This is a genomic window from Burkholderia sp. PU8-34, assembly GCF_053427725.1.
In genome coordinates, this window is record NZ_JBSAXC010000024.1 from 23591 (window position 1) to 45397 (window position 21807).

Below are 21807 nucleotides of genomic sequence, written 5' to 3' on the forward strand. Positions count from 1 at the left end.
GAACGAAGGATAGGACGCGGCCGCCCGGCCCGCCGCTTTCGTGGCTTTCGTGGCTTTCGTGGCTTTCGTGGCTTTCGTGGCTTTCGTGGCTTCTGTTGCACACTGCCGCGTACTAAGCTTGGAGAGCCCTTCGCGACGCTCGCGCCGCACCGCCAGACGAGGTCCGCCATGCTGCAGCTGCAAACCGTAGCCGTCGACAAGCCCGAGACGCTGAACTTCGTCCTCGGCCAGTCGCATTTCATCAAGTCCGTCGAGGACATCCACGAGGCGCTGGTCGGCACCGTGCCCGGCATCCGGTTCGGACTCGCGTTCTGCGAGGCGTCCGGCAAGCGGCTCGTGCGCCGTTCCGGCACCGATGCGGACCTCGTCGAACTCGCCTGCCGGAACGCCAGCGCGATCGGCGCCGGTCACGCGTTCATCGTGTTCCTCGGCGACGGCTTCTTTCCGGTCAACGTGCTCAACGCGATCAAGGCCGTGCCGGAGGTCTGCCGGATCTATTGCGCGACCGCGAACCCGACCGAAGTGATCGTCGCGGAAACCGCGCAAGGCCGCGCGATCGTCGGCGTCGTCGACGGTTTTCCGCCGCTCGGCGTCGAGAACGACGACGACGTGCGCTGGCGCAAGGACCTGCTGCGCACGATCGGATACAAGGCTTAGAAAGGCCGGGCGCTGCCCGATGCCGACCGATGGAATCCGATCCGGACGAGCCCCCTTCCGTGAAGACGAATCACGGGAAAATCCGTCACCACAAAAACCGGGACAATCGACGGGCGGTAAATAATTCGACCGTTAGTTGCATTTATCGGTCGTCTGTCGATCAGTCGGCAGCGAATGGACGAATCGCATGCGTGCCCTATACTGACCTCGGTGTCTGCCCCCGAACGCCGCGCCGCCGGCCGTTCATGACTGGCCGGCAGTCCGCCGACTCATGGAGCCCTGCATGCATTACCAGCTGATCTACGAACTCGTCGACGACTACCTGTCGAGGCGCGAACCGTTCCGCGCCGAACATCTGGCGCTCGCGCACGCCGCCACCGAGCGCGGCGAACTGGTGCTTGCGGGCGCGTTCACGGACCCGGCCGACCAGGCCGTGCTCGTCTTCGAAGGCGACTCACCCGAAGTGGCCGAATCGTTCGCGCGCGCCGATCCGTACGTGCAGAATGGCCTCGTCAAATCGTGGCGCGTGCGTCCGTGGCGCGTCGTGATCGGCAAGCACGCGCCGCGCTAGGGGGCCGTTATTGGCGGGAACAGGCGCTGGCCGGCTACAGCCACCCTGCCCGCCTGAAGCGCCACCACAGCGCAAGATCGGCCACGAGCATCGCGCCGAGACAGCCGTAGAAGCCGTACTTCAGGTGCAGCTCGGGCATGTTCGCGAAGTTCATCCCGTAGATGCCGGCGATCATCGTCGGAATCGCGAACAGCGCGGCAAACGACCCGAGGCGCTTGGTCACCTCGCTCTCCGCGAGCGAGATCATCCCGAGATTGACCTGGATCGCGGTCACGACCATCTCGCGCCGCCCTTCGATCGTCTTCACGATCCGCTGCAGATGGTCGTACACGTCGCGGAAGTAATGCTCCATCCCGCTGCAGACCTGCGGGATGCGTCCGCCCGTCAGCTTCGCGAGCGGCTCGAGCAGCGGCGCCGTGTGCTGGTGCAGCAACACGAGCCGGCGCTTCAGCGAATACAGGTCCTCGATGATCGCGCGCGACGACGCAGGCGTCGCCTTCGTGAAGATGCGGTCTTCGAGCGCCTCGAGCTCCGAGCCGAGTGCTTCGAGCGTCGGGAAATAGCGGTCGACGACCTGGTCCATCAGCGCGTAGAACACGAACGCGGAGCCCTCCTGCAGCAGATGCGGCTCGCGCTCGCAGCGCGTGCGCACCGCGCGGAAATCCTGCTCGGTATGGTTGCGGATTGACAGCACGTAGTTCGGGCCGACGAATACGTTCAGCTCGCCGACCTTGAATTCGTCGTCACGGTCGAGCTCGACCGTGTGCAGCACCGCGAACAGCGAATCGCCGTACTCCTCGATCTTCGGGCGCTGATGCCCTTTGCGAGCGTCCTCGAGCGCGAGCTCGTGCAGCTGGAATTCCTCGCCCATCAGCTCGAGCTCGTCGGGCGTCGGGTCCTTCAGCGCGACCCACACGAAGCACTCGGGCTTCGACACGTAGTCGCTGATGGCGTCGATCTCGATATCGGCCAGCTTGCGGCCGTCCTGGTATGCAGCGCAGTTGATCAGCATGTCTTCCGTCGTGTTACCCGTCGTTGCGTATACGCCGCGCAGTTTACCGGTTTGTCGCGCAGCCAGTCCCGCGCCGCCCGGCTTGCGCGCCGTGCCGATATTGGTCATGATCGGACTGCGTGCGCCGCAGCACGCCCGCCTGCGGCCCGGCCGCGCGGCCCTATCGTCAACGATGGTCAAGGAGACGGACCTATGTGGTATTTCTCGTGGATACTCGGCATCGGCGTTGCGCTCGGTTTCGGCATCATCAACGCGATGTGGCTGGAAGCGGAAGTCTTCTCGCGCGACGCGAAACGCAGTGATGCAGGCCGGGCAGGATCGGGGAGTACGCGTTCGTGACACACCTGGTGTTTTTCTGTGGCCACGCCGGTACCGGCAAGACCACGCTCGCGAAGCGGCTCATCGGGCCGCTGATGCGCGCGACCGGCGAGGCTTTCTGCCTGCTCGACAAGGACACGCTGTACGGCCGCTACAGTTCGGCCGCCATGGGCGCCCTCACCCAGGATCCGAACGACCGCGACAGCCCGCTCTACCTGAAGCATCTGCGCGATCCCGAATATCACGGCCTGCTCGACACCGCACGCGAAAATCTCGCGCTCGGCATCAGCGCGATCGTCGTCGGGCCGCTGTCGCGCGAGGTGCGCGACCGGCGCATCTTCGACCGCGCGTGGCTCGGCATCGCGCCGAACGTCACGCTGACAGTCATCTGGGTCCATACGTCGGAAGACGTCGCGCACCAGCGGATCGTCGCGCGCGGCAATCCGAACGACGCCTACAAGCTCACGCACTGGGACGAATACCGGCAGCGCCGCTTCGCGCCGACCGGCGCTGAATGCGAAGGCCTCGTGATGTTCGACAACACCGCGCCGACCGATGCGGACATCGACGCGCTGCTGCACCGCATCGTGCCGCCGCCGCAGGCGCCGATCGTCCCGCCGCTGCCGGCCTGAACGCGTCGGCACCGCGCCGACAACACACCGCCACCTGAAAAAAACAACGCCGGGTGGCGTCGTGCGCCCCCGGCGTTGCATTGACCCTCGTGCCTGGCTGTGCCGTGCAATCGGCTATCAGGCCAGCGCGTGCACGCGCTCCATCGTGCCGCCGTCGTACAGCTTGCCGAAGCGGTTCTCGAGGAACGCCTTCAGCGACACCTTTTCCTGCGGGATGAAACCGTGCTGCGGCAGCTTCTTCTCGCGGAACAGGTCCAGCACCGCGCACATTGCGCCAGCGGTCGTGATCTGGATCGCGCTCATCGGCATCCCGCACACTTCCTTCGCGAAGATCTTGCGCGTGAACACGTCCTGCACGAGCTGGCCGTCCTTCACGCCCGTCACCGTGACGAACACGAGCACGACGTCCTGCTTCGTCGACGGCACCGCGCGGCGCATGATCGACTTCAGCGTGTCGCGGTCGGTCGACAGGCGCAGGTCTTCGAGCAGGAACTGCACGAGATCGCGGTGGCCCGGGTAACGCACCGACTTGTAGTCGAGCGTCTCGACCTTGCCCGACAGCGTCTCGCACAGCGTGCCGAGGCCGCCCGACGTGTTGAACGCTTCGTATTCGGTGCCGTCCAGCGAGAAGTGCTCGAGGCCTTCCAGCGGCTGCACCCACTGCTTGCGGCCGTCGCGGATCGCTTCGCACGGCTGGCAGTATTCGTTGATGAGGCCGTCGACGCTCCACGTCAGGTTGTACTTCAGTGCGTTCGTCGGGTACTCGGGCAGCGCACCGACGCGCATCTTCACGTCGCGCACTTCGCTGAAGCCGTTCACGAGTTCATGCGCGGCGATGCCGATGAAGCCCGGCGCCAGGCCGCACTGCGGCATGAACGCGCGGTCGGAGCCGTCGGCCAGCTCGCGGATCGCGTGCGTCGCACGGACGTCTTCGGTCAGGTCGAAGTAGTGAACGCCAGCGGCCTTCGCAGCAGCGGCGACGTTGACCGCGAGATAGTACGGCAGCGCATTGATCAACGCATCGAAGCCCTTCACTGCTTCGCGGATCGCGGTGGCGTCAGCCGAATCGACACGTTGCGTCGCAATGCCTTCGCGGGACAGCTTCGCGAGCGCATCCGCGTCGCGGTCGAACGCGACGACTTCGTAGTCGCCCGTTTCACGCAGCATGTGAGCAATGGTGTGGCCGATCAGACCTGCGCCGACGATGGCGATTTTCATGGGCTTATCTCCTGGAGGATGGGTTGGTGTTGTGTACGGCGTCGAGCCATGAACACAGTTTAAGGACGCCCAAAATCAGTTCCAAGACGAATAATGATGCGAAACGACTGATAATTTCGACGTTATGACGACACATTTCGTCGATTCGTCGAAATCGCGATTTTTCCGTCGATCGGCCACGCTATGGGTGGCCTAAGTTTCCCGCTTCAGACTGCTGCCGATCACCCGATTTCCAAGGAGGCATCGGCATGCAATCCCTTTCCGTGAATCGCGCGTCTCACTGGCTGAACAAGGTGCCCGACGTCACGCTGTCGTTCTGGCTCATCAAGATCATGTCGACCACGGTCGGCGAAACCGGCGCGGATTTTCTCGCGGTCAACGCGGGGCTCGGCCAGACCGTCACGCGCGTCGCGATGGCGTCGCTGCTCGCGATCGCACTGTGGCTGCAATTGCGCACGCGCCGCTATACGCCGTGGATCTACTGGCTCACCGTCGTGTTGGTCAGCATCGTCGGCACGCAGATCACCGATCTGCTCACCGACGGACTGAACGTCAGCCTGTATGCCAGCACCGCCGCGTTCGCCGTCGCGCTCGCCGCGATCTTCTTCGTCTGGCACCGGATCGAAGGCACGCTGTCGATCGCCGAGGTCGTCACGCCACGACGCGAGCTGTTCTACTGGGCCGCGATCCTCTGCACGTTCGCGCTCGGCACCGCAGCGGGCGATCTGGCGACCGAAGCGCTCGGCCTCGGCTTCTCCGTCGGCGCACTGTGCTTCGGCGCGCTGATCGCCGCCGTATTCGTGCTGTGGCGGCTCGGCGCGAACGCCGTGCTCGCGTTCTGGATCGCGTACATCCTCACGCGACCGTTCGGCGCCTCGCTCGGCGACCTTCTCACGCAGGCACGCACGTATGGCGGGCTCGGTATCGGCGCCGCATGGACGAGCCTGCTGTTCCTGACCGTGATCGTGCTGCTCGTCGCCGCCGCGCAATTCGGCAGCAGCCACAGCACGCGCGCCGCCGAGTGACATACGCCAGTTTCCCTTCTTCAATGAATCGAGGACCCGTCATGCGCTTTCCGCACTTCCTTTCCCGCCTCTCCTTCATCACGATCGCGGTTGCCGCCCTGAGCGTCGCCGCCGGCTGTTCGAAGCATCAGGACGCGAATGCGTCGAGCGCGCCCCCGGCGCCGTCCGCATCGGCGTCTTCCGCGACTGTCGCATCGAAGCTCGGCGACCTGTCGCAGTTCCGTACGATCGCCACGGACGTGAACACGCTCGTCGGCAAGAACGACCTGCCCGGCGCGAAAACACGCATCAAGGATCTCGAGATCGCGTGGGATTCGGCCGAGGCCGGCCTGAAGCCGCGCGCGGCCGACGACTGGCATATCGTCGACAAGGCGATCGACCGGGCGCTCGCGGCGCTGCGCGCCGATCATCCGACCCAGGCCGATTCGGCCGCCGCGATGAAGGATCTCGTCGCGGCCTTCGACCGGTTCGGCGGCAAGTAAGCCCGTCCGGGCCTCGTCCCGCCAGCTTGCCGTCCTCATCCCGGCCGCGCGTCCGCAGCGCACGTGACGCCCGGCCGGGAATCGCATACGCTGGCGGCCATGACCTGGCGTACAGAGGACGCATGCGAATCCTGCTTGTTGAAGACGACCCGATGATCGGCGACGCGGTCCACATTGCACTGAAGGACGCGTCCTATGCGACGGATTGGGTGACCGACGGCGCGCGTGCATTGACGGCGTTCGCCGCGCAGCGTTACGACCTGATCCTGCTCGACCTCGGCCTGCCCGGCCGCGACGGCCTCGACGTGCTGGCCGGCATCCGCGCGCAGGACAGCACCGTGCCGCTCATCGTCGTCACCGCGCGCGACGGCCTCGACGACCGCCTGCGCGGCCTCGACGGCGGCGCTGACGACTATGTCGTCAAGCCGTTCGAGATGGCCGAACTGCTCGCACGGATCCGCGTCGCGATCCGCCGCCAGGCTGGCTCGGCCGCGCCGGTGCTGAGCAACGGCATCGTGTCGCTCGACCCGTCGACGCGCGAAGCGGCCGTCGACGGGCACGCGCCTGTCCAGTTGTCGAATCGCGAATTCTCGCTGCTGCGCGCGCTGCTGGTGCGCCCGGGCGCAATCCTGTCGCGGCGCGAACTCGAGGACCGGCTGTACGGATGGGGAGAAGAAGTCGAGAGCAACGCGGTCGAATTCCTGATCCACTCGCTGCGCCGCAAGCTCGGCAGCACCGTGATCAAGAACGTCAGGGGGGTGGGATGGATGGTTTCAAGAAGCGCCTGAGCGAGTCGATCCAGTTCCGCCTGTCGGTTGCGCTGTCGGTCGCGATCCTGGCTGTCGCGACGGTCGCGGCCGCGTTTGCGTTTTCGTCGGCGTTCGACGAGGCGCACGAATTGCAGGACGACGTGCTGCGCGAAGTCGCAATGCTGCTCGACCGCCAGCGCATCTGGTCACCCCACGCCGCGGGCGCCGATCATGCGCGCAAAAGCAACGAACCCCACGAAAGCGACGAGGTGTCGCGCGTGATCGTGCAGCCACTTTCCGGCGACATGCCGCAGACAGACGGCGGCGAGCCGCGGCTCGCATTGCCGGCGACGCTCGCGGACGGCCTGCATACGCTCGATACCGGTGGCAAGCCGTATCGCGTGATGATCCATACGCTCGCGAACGGCGAACGCATCGCGGTCGCGCAGGAAGCCGGCATGCGCGACGACGTCGCACGCGAAAGTGCGTGGCGCACCGCGCTGCCTCTCCTGATCCTCGTGCCGATCCTGCTGCTGCTCGTCGCCGATCTGGTGCGCAAGCTGTTCCGCCCGGTTGCGTCGCTGTCCGCCCAAATCGACGCGCGCGACGCGCACCTCGAGCACGACCTGCGTCCGGTGCCGCCCGAGCACGTGCCGGTCGAGGTCCGTCCGTTCGTCGTCGCGATCAACCGGATGCTCGCGCGCGTCGCGCAGTCGGTCGACGCGCAGCGCCGCTTCGTCGCCGATGCCGCGCACGAGTTGCGCTCGCCGCTCACGGCGATGTCGCTGCAGGCCGAACGGCTCGCCGACACGGAGCTGCCGGCCGACGCACGCGCGCGGCTCGCGACGCTGCGCGGCGGGCTCGACCGCAGCCGCAACCTGATCGAACAGTTGCTTGCGCTCGCGCGAGTGCAAAGTGCGTCGGCGGAAGCGGCAGCAGCATGCGGCGCCGTGTCCGTGCACGCGGTGTATCGCCACGTGCTCGAAGACCTGATACCACTCGCCGAAGCAAAGGCGCTCGACATCGGCGTCGAAGACGGCCCGGATACCAACGTGTGCGCCGACGAAATCGAGCTTGAGTCGCTGGTCAAGAACCTCGTCGACAACGCGATCCGCTACACGCCGCGCGGCGGCCGCGTCGACCTGTCGACGCACGCGAGCGCGTCGCACGTGTTCCTGACGATCGCCGACACGGGGCCCGGCATTGCGCCGCACGAGCGCGAGCGCGTGTTCGATCCGTTCTACCGGGTGCCCGGCAACGAACAGATCGGCTCGGGGCTCGGCCTGTCGATCGTGAAAACGATCGCCGACCGGATGGGGGCCGATGTCACGCTGGGCTATGCGGACGAACAGCAGCGCAGCGGGCTGCGCGTGGTCTTGCGGATTCCGCTTGGCTGACCGCTTCGCGCGACGTCTCCGGCAATCCGATACGACGGCCCGCCTGACGGCAACGCACAGCCCGCGGCAATCGATCGCAATCGATCGCGACCGCCGCGCGCACTGACCGCGAACGCCAGCCGCCGATCGTCAGCTGCTGACCGTGCCGCGATCGATCTTGCGCGCGAGGATGATCGACGTCGTCGTGCGCTCGACGCCTTCGAGCGCGCCGATCTGGTCGAGCAGGTCGTTGAGCCGCTCCGGCGAATCGGCACGCAGCCAAGCGACGTAGTCGTATTCGCCGCTCACTGCGCACAGCAGCTGCACTTCAGGCATCCGGTCGAGCTTTCTCAGCACGTCCTTGCCATACTTCGGCGCGAGGATGATGCCCACATACGCATAGATGCTCGCATCGAGCACGTCCTGCCCGAGCCGCACGCTGTAGCCGGCGATCACGTTGGTTCGCTCGAGACGCGCGATGCGCGCGATGACGGTCGTGCGCGCGACGTCGAGTTGCCGCGCGAGATCGGCGACGCTGGCGCGCGCATTGGCTTGCAGCAGCGCGACGAGTTGGCGGTCGAGGTCGTCGAGTTGATCGAGGCGGGGTGGACGCATGAGGCTTGAGGGCGCGAGCGAAGCGCAACGGGAATTTGAACGTGACGCGATGATAGCGCCGAACGCGCGCCCGCCCAAACGGCGCACGGGTCGCGCATGGCTCAATGACGCAGACAAATGTATCCGCATCGATTGCGATTCGTATCGGTTGTAAGCAAGTGTCGCATTGGGTGCCGCGCGGCGCATGGCGTGCTACTAATACGATGCGACGCGAGACGCACGTGCGCCGCAGAAGCGCCCGCCTCGCTCGTACGACACCACCCCGGAGAGTCACCATGAAGAAAATTTCGCTCACTCTCGCTGCGCTCACCGTTGCCGCCAGCGCGTTCGCGCAGACGCAACCGCAGCCGGCCGCACCGACGCCATCGCCCGCGCAGCCGGCCGCTGCCGCGGCATCGGCCCCGACCGCCGCGCAACGTGCAGCCCGCCGCGAAGCGCGGATCGAGGAACGCATCACGTACCTGCACAACCAGCTTAAGATCACGCCGGCGCAGGAGCCGCAGTGGAAGACGTTCGCGGACACGATGCGCGAGAACGGCGACACGATGGGCCGCCTGTATCGCGCGCGGATGGAAAGCCACAACGCGTCCGCGATCGACGACATGAAGCAGTACGCAGAACTTGCGCAGGCCAACGCGGACGGCGCGAAGAAACTCGCGGATGCGTTCGAGCCGCTCTATGCGAGCTTCCCGGCCGACCAGAAGGCGCTGGCCGACACGACGTTCCGCAGCTGGATGCACCAGGGCGGCGAGCACCACGGCAAGGGCAAGGCCGCGGCAGGCGCCGCAGCCAGCGCACCGGCGAAGCCCTGACGCATCACGCGCCGCCGCCCGGCGTTCGCCGGCCCCGGCAGCGGCGCGATTCACCCCGGCGGACGGCGCCGGTTTCACAGCGCGCCATTTCGGGATAAGCTCCACGCTTTTCCCGCACTTCCCGCACTTCCTCTCCATGCTCGAACTCAAGCAACCCGATCTCAGTACCGATCCGCAGGCCCGTCGCGTCGTCAAGGACGAGACCGTCACGGTCGCCTTCGCGGCCGGGGACGGCGAACTGATGAGCCTCGAAGGCCCGAACCGCTATGTGGCGGGCGACGCGCTGATCACCGGCTCGACCGGCGACCGCTGGGTCGTCTCTCGCGCGCGCTTCGACGCCAAGTACCTGCCCGCCGATCCGGCGCTCGCGCACGGCGAGCCGGGCGCCTACCGGAACCGTCCGGCCGTGGTGCTCGCGAAGCGGATGGACGAACCGTTTTCGATCGCGCGCTCCGCGAACGGCGATACGCTGCGCGGCGCTGCCGGCGACTGGGTGATGCAGTACGCGCCCGGCGATTACGGCGTCGTGCAGGCGCAGCGTTTCGCGCAGGTCTACCGCGACGCTGGCTGACCGGCCGGCGCGCTGACGGCGCCGGCGGCATCGCTCATGCGAAGTCGTCGTCGAGCGTGAGTTCCTCGTCGCGCGGCACCGCCTGGCCCGCCGCGTGACGCTCCTCGAGCGAGCCGAGCGTCGCTTCCACATACGCATGCAGCACCGCATGGCTGCGCGCACGCTGCATCGGCTTCATCGCGAGATAGCGCGCGAATGCAGCCGGCGCAAAACGCACGTCGAGCGTCATCCGTTTCGGCGTCGCGCCGAAACGCATCGCAACCCAGTGCACGGACAGGAAGCGGCCGCGTTCGTCGCTGCTTTCGACAAAGCGGGTCTGCTCCGGAAAGAGATCGCAGATCACGCGTGCGAGCGCGTCGAATTCGGCGCTCTGGCATTCGATCAGATAGTCTTCCATCCCAAGCCTCCCGTCAGGCTGCCGCGCGCGACGGGCGGCACGTCTTCACCAGCACGCCGACCAGCACCGCGGCCAGCACGAAATACACGGCCTCGACCCATGCGGCCGGCAGCATGCGGACCTGATACAGCATCGCCGGCACGTCGGCGAGCGCGTGCAGCACGATCGCGAGCGGCAGCACGGCAAGCCGGCCGGCACGCACGCCGCGCCACATCAGCACCGACAGCGCGACCTGCAGCACGAACGCCGCGCCGCGCTCGAGCAGCAGCAGCGCGATCGACGGCACCGACAGCGTCGCCAGCAACACGTGGATGCGCAGCGCGGCCTCGCCCGGCAGGCCCGCGAGCACCGTGTCGAGCTGGCCGCGGTTCGCGAGCCAGGCGAGATACACCCACTGCCCCCACACGAGCACGCCGACGAACCACGCTTCTGCACCGCCGTGACCGAGCCCGTAGCCGATCGCGCGGCCATCGCCGGCCGTCATGCCGTAGCGGCGACTCAGGAAGCGCATGCCGAGATAGCGGCCGACCTCCTCGAACACGCCGGCCGCGAGCGCACCGTACGCGATGAAAGCAACCGGCTGCGTGAGCCAGCCGCCGGCGGATGCCTGGCTCAGCACGACGCCGTGGAACGCACGCTCGAGGATCATCGCAAACAGCGTGAAGACCGCGACACCGACGATCGCATCGCGCCGGTCGAGCGACAGCGGCTTGCGCAGGTAACGGAAGAGGACGAGCGGCAGCAGCGCGATGATCAGCGTGGCGGCGATCAGCACCGCCAGCGTGACGGGAGCGACAGTCATGAATTTCCTTGTTCGGGGCAGCGCACTGGCGCGCTGCGTGCCCCGAATGATACTCAGCTTGCGGTCGACGCGCGCGCGATCAGCTCGCCCGGCAGCATCGCGACGCGCACGTCGCCTGCCGCGCCGTCGATCCGCTCGTGGACGAACTCGACAGCCTTGTAACCGATTTCGTAGGTCGGCTGCCGAATCGCCGTGATGCCGATCAGCTCCGCCCATTCGGGATCGTCGATCGAGACGAGCGCCGCGTGTGCCTGCCACGCGGCGCCGAAGCGCGCGCGCAGGTGCCGCGCAATCGCGAGCGCGACCGGTGCGTTCGCGGCGAACAACGCCGCGCGCGTGCCGCGCTGCGTGGCGGCGTCGACACGTGCGTCGAGTTCCGCGAGGGCCGCGGCGGCCGCATCGGGTGCATTCAGGTCGAGGACGACGGTCGCCGACGCCGGCCGGCCGTGCGCCGCGAGCGCCGCATGAAACGCCGCTTCGCGCAACCGCCGCGAACTGACGTGCGCGTACGGCTGCACGACGAAATGGATCGCGTCGAAGCCGCGCTCGACCAGGTGGGCGACGCCCGTCTCGACCGCGTCGGCATTGTCGAGACCGATCAGGTCGGCCTCGAAACCCTCGACCGTCCGGTCGACGAGCACCGCCGGAATTCCGCCGCCGCGCAACGGACGCAGCACGTCTTCCTCAGCGCCGAGCGCGTTGACGATCAGCCCTTCGACGCGGTACGTGGTGAGGAGCTGCAGGAAGCGGCGCTCCATCTCGACTTCGTTCGCCGCGTGGCAGATGAGCGGCATGTAGCCGAGCGCGTGGCACGCAGCCTCGACGCCCTGCAGCACTTCGACGGTGTACGGATTGGTCAGGTCGGCCGCGAGCATGCCGAGCAGCCGGTTGCGCCCGCGCTTCAGCCCGCGCGCCATCTGGTTCGGCCGGTAGTTCAGCCGCGCGATCGCCGCTTCGATCCGCTGGCGCAGATCGGCGGACAGCACATGTGTCTCGCCGTTCAGATAGCGCGACACGCTGGTCTTGCCGGTGCCGGCCTCGCGGGCGACGTCGCTGATCGTTGCGGGACGCGGCGTGGAAGTTTGCGATTCGGTCACTGTCGTGCCTCGCGACGTGCGGCCCGCGCCGCTTCGTGAGCGGACGGACCTTTGTTGTTGGTGACGAAAGCCGACTGTCGGACTCTCCTGTCGATCGGCATCAACGCTTCAGCGATGACGCCGGTCCCATGCATGGCAGCCGGCCAGATCTCGACCGGGCTTGGCGCTTCAGCGCTTCGTCCGGCCCCACGCTTCCTGCTCCGGTCCCACGCAACGCAGTCGGCCGCGCCGGACCCGGCGCGGATACGCGCCGCATCGGAGCCGGCGGCAGCCGTGCCCATGCTTCGATGCGACGAGCGGGCGAGATCATAACGCAGCCAGCGGTCGGGCACCAAGACCATCGACTCTAACCGCCCCCGGAAGCCGTTCACGGCGCACGTCCCTGCCCGTTCCCTGCCCGTCAGCCGCCGGCGGCCTGCTCAGCCCGCGCGCGCCGACGTCAGCACGTCCGGGTTCACGATGTTCGTGCGCAGCGTGCCGGCCAGCGCGCCGACCAGGTTTTCGGCGGCACAGCGCGCCATCGCGTGCCGCGTTTCGTGCGTTGCGGAACCGATATGCGGCAGTGCAACGACGTTCTTCATCTGCAGCAGCGGCGAATCGGCGGCGAGCGGCTCCTTTTCGAACACATCGAGGCCCGCGCCGCGAATCGTGCCCGCGCGCAGCGCGTCGATCAGCGCGGCCTCGTCGACGACCGGCCCGCGCGACGCGTTGATCAGGATCGCACCACGCTTCATCTTCGCGAGTTCGGCCGCGCCGATCAAGTGATGGGTGTCGGACGACAGCGGCACCTGCAGGCAGACGAAATCGGACTCGGCGAGCAGCGCGTCGAGCGTCACGCGGCGCGCGCCGTATTGCGCCTCGGCGTCGGCATGCGCGCTGCGGTTCGTGTACAGCACCCGCATCCGGAAGCCGAGCGCCGCACGGCGTGCGACCGCCGCGCCGATCCGCCCGAGCCCGACGATGCCGATCGTCTTGCCCTGCACGTCGGTGCCGTACAGGTCCGGTCCGATGCTGCGCTGCCAGTGGCCGGCCTTCACCCATTCCGCCAGCTCGACCACGCGCCGCGCCGATGCGAGGATCAGCGAGAACACGGTGTCGGCGGTCGATTCGGTCAGCACGTCCGGCGTGTGCGCGAGCACGATCCCGCGCCGCGTCAGGTCCGCGACGTCGAAGTTGTCGTAGCCGACCGAGATCGTCGACCATGCCTTCAGCCGCGGCGCGCGATCGAGCATCTCAGGCGGGATCCTGACGCTCGCGCCGATTGCACCGTCGGCGGTCTCGAGCGCATCGGCGAGCGCCGCGGCGCCGTCAACCTGCACGACGTCGGCATGCGCGCGCAGCGTCGCGAGAACGTCGTCGGGCAGCGGCTTGTAGGCGACGATACGAGGCTTCATCGATTCATTTTCCTTGCAGCGGCGCGGCGAGCGGATGCGCATCCTGCGCCTGGGGTTTGACGGACAGCGTGAGGATCACCGCGACGACGAGCGCCGCGCTCATGAACGCATACGATGCGACGGGCGAGCCGGTCGCGCCGTTCAGGTAGCCGACGAAATACGAACCGACGAAGGAACCGAGCGCGCCCATGCTGTTGATCAGCGCCATCGCGCCGCCCGCGACGTTCTTCGGCAGCAGTTCCGGCACGATCGCGAAGAACGGACCGTACGGCGCGTACATCGCGGCGCCCGCGACGACGAGCAGCGCGTACGAGATCCAGAAATGCGTGGAGCCGAGCGCGTACGATGCGGCGAACGCGGCGGCGCCGATCAGCAGGAACGGCCACACGAAGCCGCGGCGCGAGCCGACCTTGTCGGACGCCCACGACGCCGCGAGCATCGCGATCGTCGCGGCCAGGTACGGCAGCGCGGACAGCCAGCCGGTTGCGACCATCCCGAGTTCGGAACCGTTCTTGACGATCGACGGCAGCCACAGCACGAAGCCGTACACGCCGATGCTCCAGCAGAAGTATTGCGCGCACAGCTTGATCACGGCCGGCGAGCGGAACGCCTCGCCGTAGTTGCGCATCGGCTTGATCGCCGCCTGCTCGGCCGCGAGCGCCGCTTCGAGGTCGCGCTTCTCCTGGTCGGTGAGCCACGTCGACTGCGCGGGCTTGTCCTGCACGAGGAACCACCAGCACACGGCCCAGACGATCGCCGGCACGCCTTCGGCGATGAACATGTGGCGCCAGCCGAATTGATGGACCAGATAGCCGGACACGACCGACATCCACAGCACCGTGACCGGGTTGCCGAGGATCAGGAACGTGTTCGCGCGCGAGCGTTCGCTCTTCGTGAACCAATTGCTGATGTAGATCAGCATCGCCGGCATCACGGCCGCCTCGACGACGCCGAGCACGAAGCGGATCGCCATCAGCGACGGAATGTTGCTGACGACGCCCGTGAGCGCCGCGCACGCGCCCCACAGCACGAGGCTCCAGAACACGAGCGTCTTGACGCTGCGGCGCTCCGCGTAGATCGCGCCGGGAATCTGGAAGAAGAAGTAGCCGAGGAAGAACAGCGCGCCGATCAGCGACGACAGGCCCTTGCTGATCCCGAGATCCTGGTTGATGCCGGCCGCCGCCGCGAACCCGTAGTTCGCGCGGTCGAGATAGGCGAGGCTGTAGGTGATGAAGATGATCGGCATGATCATCCACCAGCGACGAGCGGCGAGATTGGCTGCCATGGATGTGTCTCCTATATCGACCAGAGTCGGCGCTTCAGCGCGTGGTCTGATCCCATGCAAAGCTGTGCGTGACGCACAGAATGAGTTCGCGATTGTGCCGTCCTCGGCATCTCATTGCGCAACGAAGGTTTCTTCCAAGCGATCGGCGTGATTGCTGACGTTTTCGAGCCGATCGAGCTGCGCGCGGGTCGGCAGCCCTTCCGAATCGCCGATCACCTGGATCGCGAGCGCGCCGATCCGGTTGCCGCGTGCCACCGCCTGCTCGACGGCCTTGCCTTCCAGCAGCGCGCTGACCACGCCGACCGCGAAGCCGTCGCCGGCACCCACCGTGTCGACGACATTTGCGACGCGCTCGCCGTCAATCGTGCCTTCGTGGCCATCGGCGGTCAGGTAGTACGCACCTTCCGCGCCGAGCTTGATCACGACGCCGCGCGCACCCTGCGCGAGGTAGAAGCGTGCGATGTCGGCCGGCGTGTCGTGCCCGGTCAGCTGCCGCCCTTCCGCGAGGCCCGGCAGCACCCAGTCCGCCAGCGCGGCGAGCGCGTTCAGCGTCTTCGCCATCACGTCGGCCGACGGCCACAGCGTCGGGCGCAGGTTCGGATCGAACGAGATCGACTTGCCGGCCGCGCGCATCTCGCGGGCGAGATGAAACGCCAGCTCGCACGACGACGCCGAAATCGCCGGCGCCACGCCCGTCAGGTGCAGGTGGCGCGCGCCGAGCACGTAGTCGGCCACATAGTCGGCGCACGACAGGTGGCTCGCGGCCGAGCCCTTGCGGAAATACTCGACGGTCGGATCGCTGCCGTCGTCGTTGCGCGACTTCAGCTGGAAGCCGGTCGGGTAGCGCGGATCGACGGTCACGCACGACGCGTCGATGCGTTCGCGCGCGAGCGTGTCGAGCACGTAGCCGCCGAACGAATCGTGGCCCACGCGGCTCATGTAGCCGACGCGGAATCCGAGGCGGGACAGGCCGATCGCGACGTTCAGGTCGGCGCCCGCGATCCGCTTCGCGAATTGCGACGCGTGCTTGAGGTGGCCCGGCTCGGCGGCGACGAACATCGCCATCGCTTCGCCGTAGGTGACGACATCGAGTTGCTTGTGCATGTGTGAATTCCTCCGGAACCTTCGCGCTTTCCTTTACGCTTCAGGCGGCTTCGAGCCACGCGACGCGATGACGCGCATCGCCCGCCGGGTCGGCGGCGTCGAACGGAAACTCGATCCCGCGCGGCGCATCCTGCGGCAGCACGGCCAGCACCGCGGCGACGAGCGGATCGTGCGCGGCGGGCGCCACCGCGAAGCGGCGCGCGCCCTCGCCTTCGACGGCCTTGCAGTGAATGTATTCGACATGCGGCGCGAGCGCATGCGCGCATTCGAGCGGCGCTTCGCCCGGCCATTGCCAGTTGCCGATGTCGAACGTCATGCCAATCGCGCGGGCCGCGCCCGCTGCATCCAGCGCCGTGAACAGCTCATGGAACTGCGCGAGCGAGCCGCCGACCGGCAGCTGGCCGTTCTCGACGACAACCCGCGCGCGCGCCTGCTTCGACAGCGCGACGATGTCGGCTGCGTGCGCATCGCCGGCAAAACCGCCGAGCTGGAACTTCACGAAGCGCGCGCCGAGCGCGTCGGCTTCCGCGAGCGTGTCGCGCAGCGCGTCGGCATCGAGCGCGCCGGCGTCGGTGTACAGCGTGGCAGGCGTCGAATAGACCGACCACAGCCCGTGCGCCGCGACGTGCGCGCCGAGTGCCGCCAGCGCGTCGTGCGCCGCGTCCGCTTCGGACGCGAACAGCTCGCGCCGCACCTCGAACCCGGCTGCGCCCGCCTGCGCGGCGGTCGCCACGAATGCCCGGTGGCCCTCCTGACGCACCCGGTCCATCCCGAATGCGCTCGCCACGATCACGATGTCTGCCATTTTGCCCTTTATTACCGAAATGGAACCGGTTCCATTTACGTGAGACGGATGGTGCGCTTCGCTTCGGACGCGCGCCATAGAGGAAATCCCTAGGGAACGGCGACGAGATCGATCATCGTCCCCTCACGCGACATCAAGCGACATCAAGCGGCATTCTGCGCAAGGCTCAACGCGAGAAACTGCGCGGCGACCCGCGACGGCGCGCCGCCGTGCGGCACGAGGATCGAGAAATGGCGCGTGAGCGGCGCGGGCGCGAACGGGCGCATCACGAGCGCCGCGTCGTCATGCCGCAGCGACATCGCGGACACGAAGCCGACGCCCATCCCGGCCCGCACGGCCTCCTTCACGGCCTCGACGCCGGGGATCTCGAACGCGACGCGCATCGGCGCGCCCGCGTGCGCGAATGCGCGCTCGACGAGCTGCCGCACGCCGGAGCCCTCCTCGCGCAGCACGAGCGGGTACGGCGCGAGCGCATCGAGCGTCACGCCGCCTTCGTGCGCGGGTTCCGCGAGCGGATGCCCGGCCGGCACGATCGCGACGATCTCGTCCTCGTGCCACGTGTGCACGGCCGTGCCGGGCGGCAGCGCTTCGCCGGGCGGGCCTTCGATCATCGCGATGTCGAGCGACGGCAACGCGGCAACCACGTCTGCCGTGTTGCCGCTCATCGTCTGGATCGCGACGCGCGGCGCGCGCGGCTGGAATTCGGCGATCAGGTACGGCAGCAGATAGCTCGCCGGCGTCGTGCTGGCACCAATTCTCAGCGTGCCGGCCTCGAGCCCGCGCACCGCATCGCGAAACGCGCGCGCCTGCGCGAACGTGTCGCGCAGCGCCTTTGCGTATTGCGCGAGCTGCTCGCCGGCCGGCGTCAGACGGATGCCGCGCCCATCGCGCTGGTACAGCGGTTCGCCGAACTCGTCCTGCAGCAGGCGGAGCTGGCCCGACACCGCCGGCTGCGACAGGTGCAGCGCGAGCGCCGCACGGCTGATGTTCAGGTGCTCGGCAACGGCCGCGAAAGTTATCAGTTGATCCGGGGTCATGGGGATGAATTATCGGCTTTCCGGATAGTTTACGTCACAAATCACAATTTCTCATATCGATATAACCAAACTAGCATTAGGGCATTGAAATGACGATCCGATCCGGGTTCCATCATGTCTACCGCTCCTTCTCCACATCTGAATCACGCCGCGCCGTCGATGCGCGGCCAGTTGAACGGCGTGCTGTTCGTCGCGCTGTTCGCCGCCGCCGTGACGAGCCTGTCGCAACTGCCCGCGATCGCCGGGCTCGGCCTGTCGCCGCTGATCGTCGGCATCGTCGCAGGCGCGTTGTACGGCAACGCACTACGCGACGGCATGCCCGCCAGCTGGGCGGCCGGCGTCAACTTCTCCGCGCGCAAGCTGCTGCGCATCGCGGTCGCGTTCTTCGGGCTGCGCGTGAGCCTGCAGGAAATCGCGCAGGTTGGCCTGCCGGGCCTGACCGTGTCGGTGCTGGTGGTCGTCAGCACGCTCGCGATCGGCACGTGGGTCGGCATGAAAGTGATGAAGCTCGACCGCGATTCCGCGCTCCTGACCGCCGCCGGCAGCGCGATCTGCGGTGCGGCCGCGGTGCTCGCGTTCGAATCGACGCTGCAGTCGAAGCCGCACCAGAGCGCAATGGCGGTCGGCAGTGTCGTGCTGTTCGGCACGCTGTCGATGTTCCTGTACCCGATCGCGTACCACGCCGGGCTGCTGAACCTGGACCCCGCCGGCCTCGGCCTGTTCTTCGGCGGCACGATCCACGAGGTCGCGCAGGTGGTCGGCGCAGCGACCGACGTGAGCCCGCAGGTTGCGCACATCGCGACGATCGTCAAGATGACCCGCGTGATGCTGCTCGTGCCGGTGCTGCTCGTGCTCGGCTGGTGGCTCGCCCGTTCGGCGAACGCATCGGCCAACGCATCGGCCGACGGCGTGCAAGGCAAGCGCAAGGTCGCGGTGCCGTGGTTCGCGCTCGGCTTCCTGGGCTTCGTGATCGTCAACTCGCTGAACGTGCTGCCGGCCGACGTCACGCACACGCTCAACGTGCTCGACACGTTCGCGCTGACGATGGCGATGACGGCGCTCGGCATCGAGACCCGCGTGTCGCAGATCCGTCAGGCCGGCCCCCGCGCGCTGACGACAGGCCTGATCCTGTACGTGTGGCTGATCGCCGGCGGCTACGGCATCACGTGGGCCGTGCAGCACTGGCTTGGCTGAGCCGCACCGCCCCTCCGTGGCACGCGCCGCGCCCGCCGGGAAGGTTCTCCCGGGGGCGCGGCGCAGTGCTATGCTTCGCGTCGTTTTCCACGGTCCCCGCTCAGTCGTGCTCTCGTTCCTGCTGAAGCTGCGCACCCGCGCCCAAACGCTGTTCCGCCTGTCGGACGCCCACACGATGCTGATCTGGTCGGTGATCGTCGGCATCGGCGGCGCGTTCGCCACGATCGCGTTCCGCGAAGGCATCGAGCTGATGCAGCGCGTGATCTCGGGCCACAGCGGCAGCTTCGTCATGATGGCGAAGAGCCTGCCGTGGTACGTGCGTTTCTGGCTGCCGGCCGCGGGCGGCTTTCTTGCCGGCTGCGTGCTGCTGCTCGCGAGCCGGGCGGATTCGAAGGCAAGGAAGACCGACTACATGGAAGCGGTCGCGCTCGGCAACGGCGTCGTGCCGGTGCGGCAAAGCCTGTGGCGCAGCGTGTCGTCGCTGCTGACGATCGGCAGCGGCGGCTCGATCGGCCGCGAAGGCCCGATGGTGCAGCTCGCCGCGCTCGCGGCATCGCTCGTTGGCCGCTTCGCGCATTTCGACCCGCCGCGCCTGCGCCTGCTCGTCGCGTGCGGCGCCGCGGCCGGCATCACGTCCGCATACAACGCGCCGATCGCCGGCGCATTCTTCGTGTCGGAAATCGTGCTCGGCGCGATCGCGATGGAGAGCTTCGGGCCGATGGTCGTCGCGTCCGTCGTCGCGAACATCACGATGCGCGAATTCGCCGGCTACAAGCCGCCTTATGAAATGCCGGTGTTCCCGGCCGTCGCCGGGCCCGAGGTGCTGCTGTTCGTCGTGCTCGGGCTCCTGTGCGGCGTGCTCGCGCCGCAGTTCCTGCACCTGCTCGACGCGTCGAAGAACCAGTTCAAGCGGCTGCCGGTGCCGCTGCCGGTGCGGCTCGCGATCGGCGGCCTGGTCGTCGGCGTGATCTCGGTGTGGGTGCCCGACGTGTGGGGCAACGGCTACAGCGTCGTGAACAACATCCTGCATTCACCGTGGACCTGGCAGGCGCTCGTCGCGGTGCTCGTTTTCAAGGTGCTCGCGACCGCGGCGACGGCCGGCTCCGGCGCGATCGGCGGGGTCTTCACGCCGACGCTGTTCGTCGGCGCGGTGTTCGGCTCGCTGTTCGGGCTCGGAATGGACATGCTGTGGCCCGGCCACACGTCCGCGTACTACGCGTACGCGATGGTCGGCATGGGCGCATTCATGGCCGGCGCGACGCAGGCGCCGCTGATGGCGATCCTGATGATCTTCGAGATGACGCTCAGCTACCAGGTCGTGCTGCCGCTGATGGTGTCGTGCGTCGTCGCGTATTTCGTCGCGCGTGCGACCGGCACGACGTCGATGTACGAGATCACGCTGCGCCACCACCAGGATGCGCAGGAACGCCTGCGGATCCGCACCACGCAGATGCGCGAGCTGATCCAGCCGGCGCAGACGGTCGTGCCGCTCACCGCGAGCGTCGCCGACATGACGCGCGTGTTCCTCGAATACCCGGTGAAATACCTGTACGTGACCGACGACACCGGGCGCTTCCGCGGCGCGGTCGCGCTGAAGGACATCACGTCCGACCTGCTCGACAAACGCGATACGGCCGACAAGACAGCCGCCCATTACGTGCACACGCCATTTCCGCTGCTCACGCCCGACATGCCGCTCGGCACCGCGCTCGAGCACTTCATGTGCTTCCAGGGGGAGCGGCTGCCGGTGATCGAAAGCGAGGCGGAGCCGACGCTCGCGGGCGTCGTCTACAAGACGTCGCTGCTCGACGCGTACCGGCGGATGACCGGCGAGCGCTGACGCAACCGTTACAGCGCGCGGCACGGCGCGTACCGTGCGTGAGTTGTCTGGTGCGCCACTGGCCGCTCACCCCTGGCCGTGCGCCACTCTCCGTGCACGGCTCGGCACCTCCCCAGCCAGACGCCCCTGTCAGCCCGGCGCGCGCCCCAGCACCACCCGCGCGAAGAACCCCGCGAGCACGGCCTCGGCCGCATCGGCCGACACATGCTGCGGATCGGCCGTGTAGTACGACTGCACGCCGTCGCACAGGCCCATCAGCCCGAGTGCGAGTGTCTCGGCGGGCAGCAGCAGCGGCGTGCCCGAACGCTCCGCGAACAGGCGAATGTATTCGGCCATCTGCTCGCGCTTTTCCTGCAGGAACTGGTTGAAGTCCACGCGGAACTTCGGATCGCGCGCGGCCTGCAGCTTCGCCTCGACCCACAGCAGATAGCAGCGGTCGTCGCGATGCAGCCGGCTGTAATGCGTGAGCACCGTCGCCTCCATCTGCTCGCGCGTGCCGCCGCCGTTGAAGATGGCCTGGAACTCAGCCTGCACGGCCGAATGGTCGCGCTCGAGCAACTCCAGCAGCAACTCCGCCTTGCTGCGGAAATTGGAATAGAACGCACCGCGCGTGTAGCCGGCCGCGGCCGCAACGTCCTCGACGCTCGCGGCAACGAAGCCTTTCGTCAGAAAAATCTCCTGCGCGGCATTCAGCAGACGTTCTCGCGTCTGATCCTTGCTCTGTTCCCGTGTTAAGCGCGTTGGTTTCATGGCGCGAAGTCTAGCACCAATTTGCTTTCAAATTCATCTTTGCATTCGGATACAGGTGTGTATT

General features: G+C 67.5%; 24 protein-coding genes. 12 read left to right on the forward strand and 12 right to left on the reverse strand.

Annotated elements, in window-relative coordinates; translation table 11 throughout:
- Positions 1-168: 168 nt before the first annotated feature.
- The gene (locus ACV22Z_RS32805; RefSeq protein WP_448080405.1) at positions 169-657 is read left to right on the forward strand and encodes an adenosine-specific kinase; all 489 of its coding nucleotides are present in this window, start codon (positions 169-171) and stop codon (positions 655-657) included.
- A gap of 283 nt (positions 658-940) precedes the next feature.
- Positions 941-1228, forward strand: a complete 288-nt coding sequence (locus tag ACV22Z_RS32810; RefSeq protein WP_448080406.1) for a YciI-like protein — start codon at positions 941-943, stop codon at positions 1226-1228.
- A 34-nt stretch (positions 1229-1262) separates the two neighbouring features.
- Here ACV22Z_RS32810 and corA read toward each other — a convergent pair whose 3' ends face one another.
- Entirely contained in the window at positions 1263-2240 is a 978-nt protein-coding gene (gene corA, locus ACV22Z_RS32815) for a magnesium/cobalt transporter CorA (protein WP_448080485.1), read from the reverse strand.
- 192 nt (positions 2241-2432) lie between these two features.
- On the opposite strand from corA, the gene cydX reads away from it, so the two are divergent.
- Together cydX and ACV22Z_RS32825 are read left to right on the forward strand one after the other, a co-directional pair.
- Complete coding sequence (gene cydX, locus ACV22Z_RS32820) at positions 2433-2579, forward strand: cytochrome bd-I oxidase subunit CydX (protein ID WP_448080407.1); 147 nt, start codon at positions 2433-2435, stop codon at positions 2577-2579.
- Positions 2576-3190 carry an AAA family ATPase gene (locus tag ACV22Z_RS32825; protein ID WP_448080408.1) on the forward strand — a complete coding sequence of 205 codons (615 nt, stop codon included), beginning with the start codon at positions 2576-2578 and terminating at the stop codon, positions 3188-3190. Before cydX ends, ACV22Z_RS32825 begins: the two co-directional genes overlap by 4 nt.
- A 117-nt stretch (positions 3191-3307) precedes the next feature.
- Here ACV22Z_RS32825 and ACV22Z_RS32830 read toward each other — a convergent pair whose 3' ends face one another.
- Entirely contained in the window at positions 3308-4408 is a 1101-nt protein-coding gene (locus tag ACV22Z_RS32830; protein ID WP_448080409.1) for a saccharopine dehydrogenase C-terminal domain-containing protein, read from the reverse strand.
- Positions 4409-4656: 248 nt separating this feature from the next.
- Here ACV22Z_RS32830 and ACV22Z_RS32835 point away from each other — a divergent pair, with 248 nt between their 5' ends.
- From ACV22Z_RS32835 to ACV22Z_RS32850, 4 genes are all read left to right on the forward strand, one after another.
- Entirely contained in the window at positions 4657-5433 is a 777-nt protein-coding gene (locus tag ACV22Z_RS32835) for a COG4705 family protein (RefSeq protein WP_448080410.1), read from the forward strand.
- 41 nt (positions 5434-5474) lie between these two features.
- Positions 5475-5915, forward strand: a complete 441-nt coding sequence (locus tag ACV22Z_RS32840) for a hypothetical protein (protein WP_448080411.1) — start codon at positions 5475-5477, stop codon at positions 5913-5915.
- Between the two features lie 122 nt (positions 5916-6037).
- Positions 6038-6703 (forward strand): response regulator transcription factor, encoded by a 666-nt coding sequence (locus ACV22Z_RS32845; RefSeq protein ID WP_448080412.1) that lies wholly within the window; start codon positions 6038-6040, stop codon positions 6701-6703.
- Complete coding sequence (locus ACV22Z_RS32850; protein WP_448080413.1) at positions 6679-8061, forward strand: sensor histidine kinase; 1383 nt, start codon at positions 6679-6681, stop codon at positions 8059-8061. The genes ACV22Z_RS32845 and ACV22Z_RS32850 overlap by 25 nt, the downstream gene beginning before the upstream one ends.
- A 129-nt stretch (positions 8062-8190) precedes the next feature.
- Here the strand turns inward: ACV22Z_RS32850 and ACV22Z_RS32855 are convergent, their stop codons facing one another.
- A complete protein-coding gene (locus ACV22Z_RS32855) occupies positions 8191-8655 on the reverse strand; it encodes an Lrp/AsnC family transcriptional regulator (protein ID WP_448080414.1) in 465 nt (154 codons plus the stop codon).
- A 275-nt stretch (positions 8656-8930) separates the two neighbouring features.
- Here ACV22Z_RS32855 and ACV22Z_RS32860 point away from each other — a divergent pair, with 275 nt between their 5' ends.
- Complete coding sequence (locus tag ACV22Z_RS32860) at positions 8931-9467, forward strand: Spy/CpxP family protein refolding chaperone (protein ID WP_448080415.1); 537 nt, start codon at positions 8931-8933, stop codon at positions 9465-9467.
- Positions 9468-9603: 136 nt separating this feature from the next.
- Positions 9604-10038, forward strand: a complete 435-nt coding sequence (locus ACV22Z_RS32865; protein ID WP_448080416.1) for a PGDYG domain-containing protein — start codon at positions 9604-9606, stop codon at positions 10036-10038.
- A 34-nt stretch (positions 10039-10072) separates the two neighbouring features.
- Here ACV22Z_RS32865 and ACV22Z_RS32870 read toward each other — a convergent pair whose 3' ends face one another.
- The 8 genes from ACV22Z_RS32870 to ACV22Z_RS32905 form a co-directional block, all read right to left on the reverse strand.
- Positions 10073-10435: a DUF3022 domain-containing protein gene (locus tag ACV22Z_RS32870; protein WP_448080417.1), complete on the reverse strand. Its 363-nt coding sequence runs from the start codon at positions 10433-10435 to the stop codon at positions 10073-10075.
- A 13-nt stretch (positions 10436-10448) separates the two neighbouring features.
- The gene (locus tag ACV22Z_RS32875) at positions 10449-11237 is read right to left on the reverse strand and encodes a YhfC family intramembrane metalloprotease (RefSeq protein ID WP_448080418.1); all 789 of its coding nucleotides are present in this window, start codon (positions 11235-11237) and stop codon (positions 10449-10451) included.
- Positions 11238-11290: 53 nt separating this feature from the next.
- Positions 11291-12334 carry a LacI family DNA-binding transcriptional regulator gene (locus tag ACV22Z_RS32880; RefSeq protein ID WP_448080419.1) on the reverse strand — a complete coding sequence of 348 codons (1044 nt, stop codon included), beginning with the start codon at positions 12332-12334 and terminating at the stop codon, positions 11291-11293.
- Between the two features lie 419 nt (positions 12335-12753).
- Positions 12754-13728 carry an NAD(P)-dependent oxidoreductase gene (locus tag ACV22Z_RS32885; RefSeq protein ID WP_448080420.1) on the reverse strand — a complete coding sequence of 325 codons (975 nt, stop codon included), beginning with the start codon at positions 13726-13728 and terminating at the stop codon, positions 12754-12756.
- A 4-nt stretch (positions 13729-13732) separates the two neighbouring features.
- A complete protein-coding gene (locus ACV22Z_RS32890) occupies positions 13733-15013 on the reverse strand; it encodes an MFS transporter (protein ID WP_448080421.1) in 1281 nt (426 codons plus the stop codon).
- 111 nt (positions 15014-15124) lie between these two features.
- Positions 15125-16117, reverse strand: a complete 993-nt coding sequence (locus tag ACV22Z_RS32895; RefSeq protein ID WP_448080422.1) for a sugar kinase — start codon at positions 16115-16117, stop codon at positions 15125-15127.
- A gap of 40 nt (positions 16118-16157) precedes the next feature.
- On the reverse strand, positions 16158-16922 hold the full coding sequence (locus tag ACV22Z_RS32900) for a TIM barrel protein (RefSeq protein ID WP_448080423.1): 765 nt from the start codon (positions 16920-16922) through the stop codon (positions 16158-16160).
- A gap of 143 nt (positions 16923-17065) precedes the next feature.
- On the reverse strand, positions 17066-17959 hold the full coding sequence (locus tag ACV22Z_RS32905; RefSeq protein WP_448080424.1) for a LysR family transcriptional regulator: 894 nt from the start codon (positions 17957-17959) through the stop codon (positions 17066-17068).
- Positions 17960-18073: 114 nt separating this feature from the next.
- Between ACV22Z_RS32905 and ACV22Z_RS32910 the strand changes: the two genes are divergently transcribed.
- Both ACV22Z_RS32910 and ACV22Z_RS32915 read left to right on the forward strand, forming a co-directional pair.
- The gene (locus ACV22Z_RS32910; RefSeq protein ID WP_448080425.1) at positions 18074-19153 is read left to right on the forward strand and encodes a YeiH family protein; all 1080 of its coding nucleotides are present in this window, start codon (positions 18074-18076) and stop codon (positions 19151-19153) included.
- Positions 19154-19259: 106 nt separating this feature from the next.
- A complete protein-coding gene (locus tag ACV22Z_RS32915) occupies positions 19260-20993 on the forward strand; it encodes a ClcB-like voltage-gated chloride channel protein (RefSeq protein ID WP_448080486.1) in 1734 nt (577 codons plus the stop codon).
- Positions 20994-21122: 129 nt separating this feature from the next.
- On the opposite strand, the gene ACV22Z_RS32920 is transcribed toward ACV22Z_RS32915, so the two are convergent.
- Positions 21123-21743, reverse strand: coding sequence for a TetR/AcrR family transcriptional regulator (locus tag ACV22Z_RS32920; protein ID WP_448080426.1), 621 nt, complete (start codon positions 21741-21743; stop codon positions 21123-21125).
- Between the last annotated feature and the right edge of the window lie 64 nt (positions 21744-21807).

What these genes read in the sequence shown, in the direction of transcription:
- ACV22Z_RS32920 (WP_448080426.1), bottom strand. Translation starts at nt 21,743, where the DNA reads ATGAAACCAACGCGCTTAACACGGGAACAGAGCAAGGATCAGACGCGA.
- ACV22Z_RS32895 (WP_448080422.1), bottom strand. Translation starts at nt 16,117, where the DNA reads ATGCACAAGCAACTCGATGTCGTCACCTACGGCGAAGCGATGGCGATG.
- ACV22Z_RS32875 (WP_448080418.1), bottom strand. Translation starts at nt 11,237, where the DNA reads ATGACTGTCGCTCCCGTCACGCTGGCGGTGCTGATCGCCGCCACGCTG.
- ACV22Z_RS32910 (WP_448080425.1), top strand. Translation starts at nt 18,074, where the DNA reads ATGTCTACCGCTCCTTCTCCACATCTGAATCACGCCGCGCCGTCGATG.
- ACV22Z_RS32830 (WP_448080409.1), bottom strand. Translation starts at nt 4,408, where the DNA reads ATGAAAATCGCCATCGTCGGCGCAGGTCTGATCGGCCACACCATTGCT.
- ACV22Z_RS32845 (WP_448080412.1), top strand. Translation starts at nt 6,038, where the DNA reads ATGCGAATCCTGCTTGTTGAAGACGACCCGATGATCGGCGACGCGGTC.
- ACV22Z_RS32900 (WP_448080423.1), bottom strand. Translation starts at nt 16,922, where the DNA reads ATGGCAGACATCGTGATCGTGGCGAGCGCATTCGGGATGGACCGGGTG.
- ACV22Z_RS32905 (WP_448080424.1), bottom strand. Translation starts at nt 17,959, where the DNA reads ATGACCCCGGATCAACTGATAACTTTCGCGGCCGTTGCCGAGCACCTG.
- ACV22Z_RS32885 (WP_448080420.1), bottom strand. Translation starts at nt 13,728, where the DNA reads ATGAAGCCTCGTATCGTCGCCTACAAGCCGCTGCCCGACGACGTTCTC.
- cydX (WP_448080407.1), top strand. Translation starts at nt 2,433, where the DNA reads ATGTGGTATTTCTCGTGGATACTCGGCATCGGCGTTGCGCTCGGTTTC.
- ACV22Z_RS32860 (WP_448080415.1), top strand. Translation starts at nt 8,931, where the DNA reads ATGAAGAAAATTTCGCTCACTCTCGCTGCGCTCACCGTTGCCGCCAGC.
- ACV22Z_RS32850 (WP_448080413.1), top strand. Translation starts at nt 6,679, where the DNA reads ATGGATGGTTTCAAGAAGCGCCTGAGCGAGTCGATCCAGTTCCGCCTG.
- ACV22Z_RS32835 (WP_448080410.1), top strand. Translation starts at nt 4,657, where the DNA reads ATGCAATCCCTTTCCGTGAATCGCGCGTCTCACTGGCTGAACAAGGTG.
- ACV22Z_RS32810 (WP_448080406.1), top strand. Translation starts at nt 941, where the DNA reads ATGCATTACCAGCTGATCTACGAACTCGTCGACGACTACCTGTCGAGG.
- ACV22Z_RS32870 (WP_448080417.1), bottom strand. Translation starts at nt 10,435, where the DNA reads ATGGAAGACTATCTGATCGAATGCCAGAGCGCCGAATTCGACGCGCTC.
- ACV22Z_RS32865 (WP_448080416.1), top strand. Translation starts at nt 9,604, where the DNA reads ATGCTCGAACTCAAGCAACCCGATCTCAGTACCGATCCGCAGGCCCGT.
- ACV22Z_RS32805 (WP_448080405.1), top strand. Translation starts at nt 169, where the DNA reads ATGCTGCAGCTGCAAACCGTAGCCGTCGACAAGCCCGAGACGCTGAAC.
- ACV22Z_RS32840 (WP_448080411.1), top strand. Translation starts at nt 5,475, where the DNA reads ATGCGCTTTCCGCACTTCCTTTCCCGCCTCTCCTTCATCACGATCGCG.
- corA (WP_448080485.1), bottom strand. Translation starts at nt 2,240, where the DNA reads ATGCTGATCAACTGCGCTGCATACCAGGACGGCCGCAAGCTGGCCGAT.
- ACV22Z_RS32855 (WP_448080414.1), bottom strand. Translation starts at nt 8,655, where the DNA reads ATGCGTCCACCCCGCCTCGATCAACTCGACGACCTCGACCGCCAACTC.
- ACV22Z_RS32890 (WP_448080421.1), bottom strand. Translation starts at nt 15,013, where the DNA reads ATGGCAGCCAATCTCGCCGCTCGTCGCTGGTGGATGATCATGCCGATC.